Here is a 7,326-nt window from a genome sequence, read left to right as displayed (position 1 = left end):
TTTTGCATCTCCATCTCGTCTGGTGCTCGATTTTGTCCTCTGAAACGGCTGAAACCCTTGCCGCAGCAAGGGTTTCAGGGGTTGCATCTTTTTCAGCAACCTTAGTTGGTGCGCGAGGCGGGAGTCGAACCCGCACGCCCTTGCGAGCACTGGCACCTGAAGCCAGCGAGTCTACCAATTCCACCACTCGCGCTTGTTGTTTGCCGCGCTGCCCTCAGCGCAAGAGAGATAATACCATAGTCCGGCCAAAGTGTCAACACTTTTTTTCAAATTTTTTCATTTTTCTTTTTTGGGGGTTGTCATAGCCTTTCTGCCGGAAAAATAAGTTGACAGGGGCGGTATTCCCGTGGTACACTGGCACCCACAGTAAGGGAGTAGTCAGCACTTGGGGTGGGAGCCGGTCAACATACTGGAGGGGGGACCCTCCTGGCCGGGTCTGAAACGACGAGACTTACCTGTCCATGGGACGGGTGGGTCTTTTTCTTTTTCCCTTTTACAAGGAGGATGTTTGGTATGCAGCTTTATGAACTCTTGATCGTTGCGGTCAGCCTGTCCATGGATGCCTTTGCCGTTTCGGTCTGCAAGGGGCTCTCCGTGGGCCGGCCGAAATGGCGGCACTGTCTTATCTGCGGGGTATGGTTTGGCAGCTTTCAGGCCCTGATGCCTTTGCTGGGCTGGCTGCTTGGCGTACGCTTCCAGCAGATGATTGTCTCGGTGGACCACTGGGTGGCCTTTATCTTACTGGGGTTAATTGGTTTTAATATGGTGCGGGAAGCTCTGAGCGGGGAGGAGGAGACCCTAGACTGCTCCTTTGGCGTGCGGTCCATGTTCCTGTTGGCTGTGGCCACCAGCATCGACGCTCTCGCCGTAGGCGTTACCTTTGCCTTTCTCAGTGTGCCTATCTTTACGGCAATCTCCCTCATCGGCATCACAACACTGCTCCTTTCCTGTGTCGGCGTGAAGCTCGGCGCCGTCTTCGGCAACCGCTTTCAGAGCAAGGCTGAGCTGGCTGGGGGTCTTATTCTCATTGGCATGGGCACAAAAATTTTGCTGGAGCACACCGTTTTTTCCTGAACAGCTGGACATAATTGCTTTTTTACGCATAGCATGCTATGATGATTTTATCTCTCCCGATGTGTGTGAAATTGTTAAGGAGAAAGGAATGATCGTTTGCTATGAAGAAATTGCTCGCAAGTCTGCCCGCCCGGCTGATCATCGGCGTTGTGGTGGGAATTGCCCTTGGTCTGTTCTGCGTGGACCGGTGGATGTTTGGGATGGAAGTCGGCTCCATGATCATGCAGGTCATTCTGACCCTGAAAACTTTGATGGGTTCGCTGATTTCCTTCTGCGTTCCCCTGATCATCATTGGCTTCATCGCCCCCTCTATTACCCGGCTGCAGAGCAATGCCTCCCGCATGCTGGGCCTGGCCCTGCTGCTGGCCTACACTTCCTCGGTGTGTGCCGCACTGATGTCCATGGGCGCAGGTTACCTCATCATTCCCAATCTTTCCATCCAGCCCGCCACAGACGGTCTGCGTGATTTGCCGGAGCTGCTCTTCAACCTGGAGATCGCTCCCATCATGTCCGTAATGTCTGCACTGGTGTTCTCTGTACTCATCGGCCTGGCTGCCACCTGGACCCGCGCCCGGACTGTCATTGAGATTTTGGATGAGTTTCAGAAGATCGTACTGGCAACAGTGACCAAGATCGTCATTCCCATTCTCCCCTTCTTCATTGCCGGTACCTTCTGCAGCTTGGCCTATGAGGGCTCGATCACCCGGCAGCTGCCTGTCTTCCTCATTGTGATTCTCATCGTAATCGTGGGACACTTTATCTGGATGACGCTCCTCTACGCCCTGGCCGGCCTCTATTCGGGCAAAAATCCCTGGGAGGTAGTGCGTCACTACGGTCCCGCCTATCTGACCGCTGTGGGCACCATGTCCTCCGCCGCTACCTTGGCTGTGGCCCTGCGCTGTGCCAAGAAGTCCTCTGTGCTGCGTCAGGACATGACCGATTTCGGTATTCCCCTGTTCGCCAACATCCACCTGTGCGGTTCCGTGCTCACTGAGGTGTTCTTCGTCATGACGGTCTCTAAAATTCTCTATGGACACCTGCCCTCTCTGGGCACCATGGTACTCTTCTGCATCCTGCTTGGTATTTTCGCCGTGGGTGCTCCCGGCGTACCTGGCGGCACGGTGATGGCCTCTCTGGGGCTCATTATGAGTGTGGTAGGCTTCCTGGATGATGGCACCGCCCTGATGCTCACCATCTTCGCCCTTCAGGACAGTTTTGGCACCGCCTGTAATGTCACCGGTGACGGTGCGCTCACGCTGATGCTCACCGGCTACGCGGAAAAGCACTCCATCCCCGAGACCAAGGGTCAGCTTCTCTAATTCCTTCCCCCGGCCAAAGAGCCGGGGGATTTTTATTAAAAAAGACCTCCTCCGTCTCCGGGTCTAAACCCTGCGGAAGAGGTCTTTTCGGATTCTTTAACTCCATTTACGGCCGGAGGCACTGGGGATGTTCAGTTCCTCCCGATATTTGGCCACCGTCCGGCGGGATATGGGACAGCCCAGCTCCGCCATGGCCTCACATAGCTTCTGGTCGGACATAGGATGCCCCTTGTCCTCCCGTTCCACCAGCCGGCTCAGCAGCGCCTTGGCAGCGGCAGCGCCCACTTCCGCGCCGCCGGTCTGGGCCGTGGCACTGCGGGAAAAGAAATAGCTCATGGGGTATACGCCCCGGCTGCATTGCAGATATTTTTCCCGCACCGCACGGCTAATGGTGGACTCGTGAAGCCCCAGTTCCCGTGCTACATCAGCCAGCCGCATGGGGCGCAGCATACGCGGGCCCTCCCGGAAGAAATCCCGCTGCCAGTCCGCGATGCACTGGGCACAGCGGCGCAGCGTACTGTCCCGCTGTTCCAGCGCCCGTAGGACACCGTCCGCCTGACGCAGCTTTTCCGTGAGATAGGTTTTCACCTCCCGGTCATCCGACTGCTTCAGCAGCGAGCGGTAATAGCTGCTCACCTGGATGGGAGGCCGTTCGCCGCCTCGAAGCTTGGCTACCAGCACGCCGTCCTCTTCCTCCAAAAACACATCCGGGAGTATGTACTGCACCTGATCAGGCTGTTCAAAGGGAGAACCGGGCCGCGGCTCCAGCTCCCGAATCACACGCTCAGCCTGCTGGACTTCCTCCACCGAGATCCCCAGCTTTGAAGCAATGGCCCGGTAGTGCCGCTTTGCCAGCGCCTCCAGATGATCCCGTACAATATCCAGCACGGGCCCGCTGGCATGGATACGGAGAAGCTGAAGCTCCAGACATTGAGACAGGCTCTCCGCTCCCACCCCCGCCGGCTCCAGGGTCCTCAAAAGCTTCAGGCAGCGCTCAATGTGCCCTGCAGACCGGCCCAAATTGGCCGCCAGCTCCTCTACCCTCACCCGAAGGTATCCGTCTCCATCCAGGCAGGCAGCCAAATAACGCACTGTCTGGGCAGTATCCTCGTCCAGGTCCATGGTATAAAGCTGACGGGAAAGAAAGCGAAAGAGCGTCTCTTCCAGTCCGCCCTCCGTCCCGATCCTGGCCAACGGGTCCAGTTCCTCCGCCCCCACATGCTGGTAATACCGGTTTTGCCCATCATTATCATCCAGCCACTTCAAGCGGCGCAGCAGCTCATCATCCTGGGGCCGCTCCGGCTCCGGCCTGCTGTCCTCCAACTCTACCACCGGGTTTTCCTGGACCAAATCATGCAGATATTCCTCTAGCTCCGCCGCACTCATCTGGAGCAGCTCCACACTTTGCAGTTGCTGTTGGCTGAGATGTTGCACTTGACTCTGGAGCAGCTCCAACGGGACCGCCTCCCTTTCTCTTTTTTACGCTATTATATCAAATCTCTATTTTCTGTGCAAGGCAGATGCATCCTCATCCTGCCCCATATCTAAGCAGGCAGAGGATCAGTCCATAGATCACACTGGCTCCCATGCCAAATACCAGCACCGGCCCCGCCACCGTGAACAGCTTTGCAGCGGTGCCGGTAATCAGCCCTTCGCTTTTAAACTCCAAGGCCGGAGAAACCATAGCGTTGGCAAACCCAGTGATGGGGACCAGGGTACCCGCCCCTGCCCGTTTGGCGATCTTATCAAAAATTCCCAGTCCGGTCAAAACTGCGGCCGCAAAAATGAGCGTGATGGATACCGCGGTACCCGCCTGCTCTTGATCTAGCCCCCAATTCTGGTATAAATTCATCAGCCCCTGTCCCAGGGTGCAGATCCCACCCCCTACTACAAAGGCCCACACCATATTTTTTCCCATGGGCGAGGGCTTGGCTCGTTCACTGACCAGCTTTCCATAATCCTGATTGGTAATGTTCATGTCCCGGCCTCCTCTTGTTTCCCATAGGTTTTCTCCTCACAAGAATTTTATTCCAAAGAAATAAGAAAAGGCGATGTACGAAATTGCTTCCTACATCGCCTTTTGTCTTGTGGTTAAAGTCTGAATGTCGCCACAGTTCTCAGCCGCATTCATGGAAGCGATCCCAAAACGGCTCTTCTGGGCCGCGCCGCTTTTGCGGCGTAAATTCGGAGCGAAGCGGAGAATTGCGCAGGGGCGGCTTTGCCGACCCCGAGCATTCAAATGCCGAAGGGTGGAGCCGCCTTGCAGGCGGCGGAACCCAAAAAAGAAGCACCTGCTAAGCAGGTGCTTCTTTTTTGGCACGCCCGAAGCCGAAGCGAAGAACGGCGTGCCGGGGGCACGCCGGGCCGCTGCGGGTCCCTTCCCGAGAGGGCGAGCCCTTGGCGACGCCCGATCGGCTTGAATTTAGAATACTAAAACAAAAGACGATGTACGAAATTGCTTCATACATCGTCTTTTGGCACGCCCGAAGGGACTCGAACCCCCAACATTCAGAACCGGAATCTGACGCTCTATCCAATTGAACTACGGACGCATATCTCATTTGCGCTCCGCTATTATAACAGATTTTTCCCCCTTTGTAAAGAGGAAATTTCCCCTCTCATTTTTGATCTGTTCGACGATTTTCCCCTTTCTCAACACAAAGAAGACCTTATACTGAAAAAGCGGCGTCCCCGCAACTATGCGGGACGCCGCTTCTGATCAGCGATAGGAATCCGCCAGAGCTTTGAACTTGGGCAGAGCCCGCTGGAGCATCTCCGTCTGGACACAGTAGGAGATGCGCACATGTCCGGGCGCTCCAAACCCGGTTCCCGGCACGATCAGCAGGTCAAACTTCTTGGCCCGCTCACTAAAGGCTAAATCGTCCGCCTCCAGGCTGCGCGGGAAGAGATAGAAGGCTCCGCCAGGCTGCACCACATGGTAGCCCATCTCCCGCAGCGCCCCAACCAGCAGCTGAGCGTTGCGCTCATATACCTTCACATCGGCGGTCATGTCACAGCACAGGGAGGTCACCTGCTGGAACAAGCTAGGCGCATTGACATAGCCCAAAGACCGCCCAGCGCCCGCCACGGCGGCGTAGACGTCGTTTCCATCTGTCACATCCTCCGGCACCAGCACATAACCCAGACGTTCACCGGGCAGGGACAGGGACTTGGAGAAGGAATAGCACACAATGGTATCCCGATAAATGCTGGGAATCCACTCCACCTTGAATCCCTCATAGACGATCTCCCGATAGGGCTCATCGGAAATGAGATAAATGGGGTGTCCATACTCCCGGCTCTTCTCCGTCAGGATGGAAGCAAGCTGCTCCAGGGTCTGCTTGGAATAGACCACACCGGAGGGATTATTGGGGCTATTCACTACCACACCCTTGGTGTGGGGGGTCAGAGCCTTTTCAAAGGCATCAAAGTCGATCTGGAAGGCCTCGATTTCCGGGGGAATCAGCACCATCTTTGCGCCCGCTCCTTCAATAAACACCTTATATTCCGGGAAATAGGGGGCAAAGACAATAAACTCGTCTCCGGGGCAGGTCAGGCCGTTGAAGACACAGCACAAAGAAGCGGCCGCACCCACAGTAATATAAAGCCGGTCAGGGGAATAGCTTGTACCAAAGCGGCGGTTGAGGGAATCGGCAAAGCGCTGCCGTGCCCCCAGGTCACCCTGGGCACTGGTGTAGCAGTGGATCAAATCCGGCTGCTCCCGCAGCAGGCGGATAGCCGTCTCATTTACCTCTGCCGGGGCGGGTACGCTGGGGTTGCCGATGGAAAAGTCAAACACATTTTCCGCACCAATCTCTGCAGCCCGGATTTTTCCATATTCAAACAATTCACGAATCACAGACCGGGCGGTACCCAGCCCTTTCATACGTTCTGAAACCATGGTCACAACCTCCTAAAACCGAAACCGCCTGGGCGGTATATTCGTATGGGCACATTATAGCATAACAATTTATCCTAGTAAAGCAAAAATTCCCGTTCCAAACCCTTCCCGGCCCAGCAAAGCAGCCGCAAAACCAATTTTCCTGCATGTGACTTAGGTCCAACATTCAACCAATTTGGAAGAAACTGGCCTTTACAAAACAAAGACAAACAGCTATAATCTAAAAAAATATAATTCTCTGCTCGATTCAGGGGGTGATAAGATGCAGGTATTGACGGGAAAACCCATTATGGAACAGATCGTGGCCGGCCGTCTATGCTTTTACCGGCGTCCTATTCCCTCCCCTCAGCTCTACACACAAAACAACTGGCGTCAAGAGATCGCACGCTTTCATCAGGCCCAGCAAATTGCCATTGAAGAGCTGGGCTCCTTCTACATACGAGCCAGGGAGCAAGTAGGCGAGACCGTCGCCTCTATTTTTAACATCCACAGCCTTCTGCTGGAGGACCGGGACTATGTGGAAACGGTCCGCCGTCTCATTCAGGGACAGGGCGTCACTGCGGAATACGCCGTTCAAATGACCGAGCTGAGCTTTTCCTCTGCCTTCTCCGCCATGGACAGCCCCTACATGCAGGCCCGTGCGGCGGATATTCGGGACATCTCCCAGCGGGTCATCCGGGCTTTGATGGGAAACCGGCAGGAGCTTAGCATGGAAGCACCCGCTATCTTAGTCTCCGACTACTTTCTTCCCAGCGAGGTCATGGATTTTGATCAAAACCGTTTGCTGGGGCTGATCGCCCGGAAAGGAAGTCTGAACAGCCACACGGCTGTGCTGATCCGCGCCTTCCATATTCCCTCTATGGTAGAAGTAAGTCTTTCCGCCAAATGGGAGGGACATCTGGCACTCATGGACGGCTACACGGGAAAAATCTATCTGGACCCGGAACAGGCCCAACAGGAAAGGCTCCGGGAGCGCTACCAGGCCAACGGCTGCCCGGTGGAATATGCGGCGCTCTGACCATATGCGATCAA

The 7,326-nt window shown here is 55.5% G+C and carries 6 protein-coding genes and 2 tRNA genes; 3 read left to right on the top strand and 5 right to left on the bottom strand.

The window, feature by feature from the left end; all coding sequences use genetic code 11:
* Window positions 1-106: 106 nt before the first annotated feature.
* A tRNA-Leu gene (locus ACTQ3R_RS12540) sits at window positions 107-193 on the bottom strand.
* A 320-nt stretch (window positions 194-513) separates the two neighbouring features.
* Between ACTQ3R_RS12540 and ACTQ3R_RS12535 the strand changes: the two genes are divergently transcribed.
* Both ACTQ3R_RS12535 and ACTQ3R_RS12530 read left to right on the top strand, forming a co-directional pair.
* On the top strand, window positions 514-1,074 hold the full coding sequence (locus ACTQ3R_RS12535; RefSeq protein WP_441779508.1) for a manganese efflux pump MntP: 561 nt from the start codon (window positions 514-516) through the stop codon (window positions 1,072-1,074).
* A gap of 101 nt (window positions 1,075-1,175) precedes the next feature.
* Complete coding sequence (locus ACTQ3R_RS12530; RefSeq protein ID WP_441779507.1) at window positions 1,176-2,393, top strand: dicarboxylate/amino acid:cation symporter; 1,218 nt, start codon at window positions 1,176-1,178, stop codon at window positions 2,391-2,393.
* Between the two features lie 96 nt (window positions 2,394-2,489).
* Here the strand turns inward: ACTQ3R_RS12530 and rpoN are convergent, their stop codons facing one another.
* From rpoN to ACTQ3R_RS12510, 4 genes are all read right to left on the bottom strand, one after another.
* Entirely contained in the window at window positions 2,490-3,848 is a 1,359-nt protein-coding gene (gene rpoN / locus ACTQ3R_RS12525) for an RNA polymerase factor sigma-54 (RefSeq protein WP_441779506.1), read from the bottom strand.
* A 73-nt stretch (window positions 3,849-3,921) separates the two neighbouring features.
* A complete protein-coding gene (gene spoVAC / locus ACTQ3R_RS12520; protein ID WP_441779505.1) occupies window positions 3,922-4,371 on the bottom strand; it encodes a stage V sporulation protein AC in 450 nt (149 codons plus the stop codon).
* Between the two features lie 497 nt (window positions 4,372-4,868).
* Window positions 4,869-4,945, bottom strand: a tRNA-Arg gene (locus tag ACTQ3R_RS12515).
* A 167-nt stretch (window positions 4,946-5,112) separates the two neighbouring features.
* Window positions 5,113-6,294 carry a pyridoxal phosphate-dependent aminotransferase gene (locus ACTQ3R_RS12510; protein WP_441779504.1) on the bottom strand — a complete coding sequence of 394 codons (1,182 nt, stop codon included), beginning with the start codon at window positions 6,292-6,294 and terminating at the stop codon, window positions 5,113-5,115.
* Window positions 6,295-6,556: 262 nt separating this feature from the next.
* Between ACTQ3R_RS12510 and ACTQ3R_RS12505 the strand changes: the two genes are divergently transcribed.
* A complete protein-coding gene (locus tag ACTQ3R_RS12505) occupies window positions 6,557-7,312 on the top strand; it encodes a phosphoenolpyruvate-utilizing N-terminal domain-containing protein (protein ID WP_441779503.1) in 756 nt (251 codons plus the stop codon).
* Window positions 7,313-7,326 lie beyond the last annotated feature (14 nt).

The organism is Lawsonibacter sp. LCP25S3_E2 (assembly GCF_052117285.1).
Classification (GTDB): domain Bacteria; phylum Bacillota; class Clostridia; order Oscillospirales; family Oscillospiraceae; genus Lawsonibacter.
The sequence above is the reverse complement of the archived record's forward strand: the minus strand, read 5'-3'. Positions and strand labels throughout refer to the sequence as shown.

Bases quoted from the DNA above. Each gene is read 5' to 3' on its own strand.
- ACTQ3R_RS12530 (WP_441779507.1), top strand. From the start codon at position 1,176: ATGAAGAAATTGCTCGCAAGTCTGCCCGCCCGGCTGATCATCGGCGTT.
- spoVAC (WP_441779505.1), bottom strand. From the start codon at position 4,371: ATGAACATTACCAATCAGGATTATGGAAAGCTGGTCAGTGAACGAGCC.
- ACTQ3R_RS12535 (WP_441779508.1), top strand. From the start codon at position 514: ATGCAGCTTTATGAACTCTTGATCGTTGCGGTCAGCCTGTCCATGGAT.
- ACTQ3R_RS12510 (WP_441779504.1), bottom strand. From the start codon at position 6,294: ATGGTTTCAGAACGTATGAAAGGGCTGGGTACCGCCCGGTCTGTGATT.
- ACTQ3R_RS12505 (WP_441779503.1), top strand. From the start codon at position 6,557: ATGCAGGTATTGACGGGAAAACCCATTATGGAACAGATCGTGGCCGGC.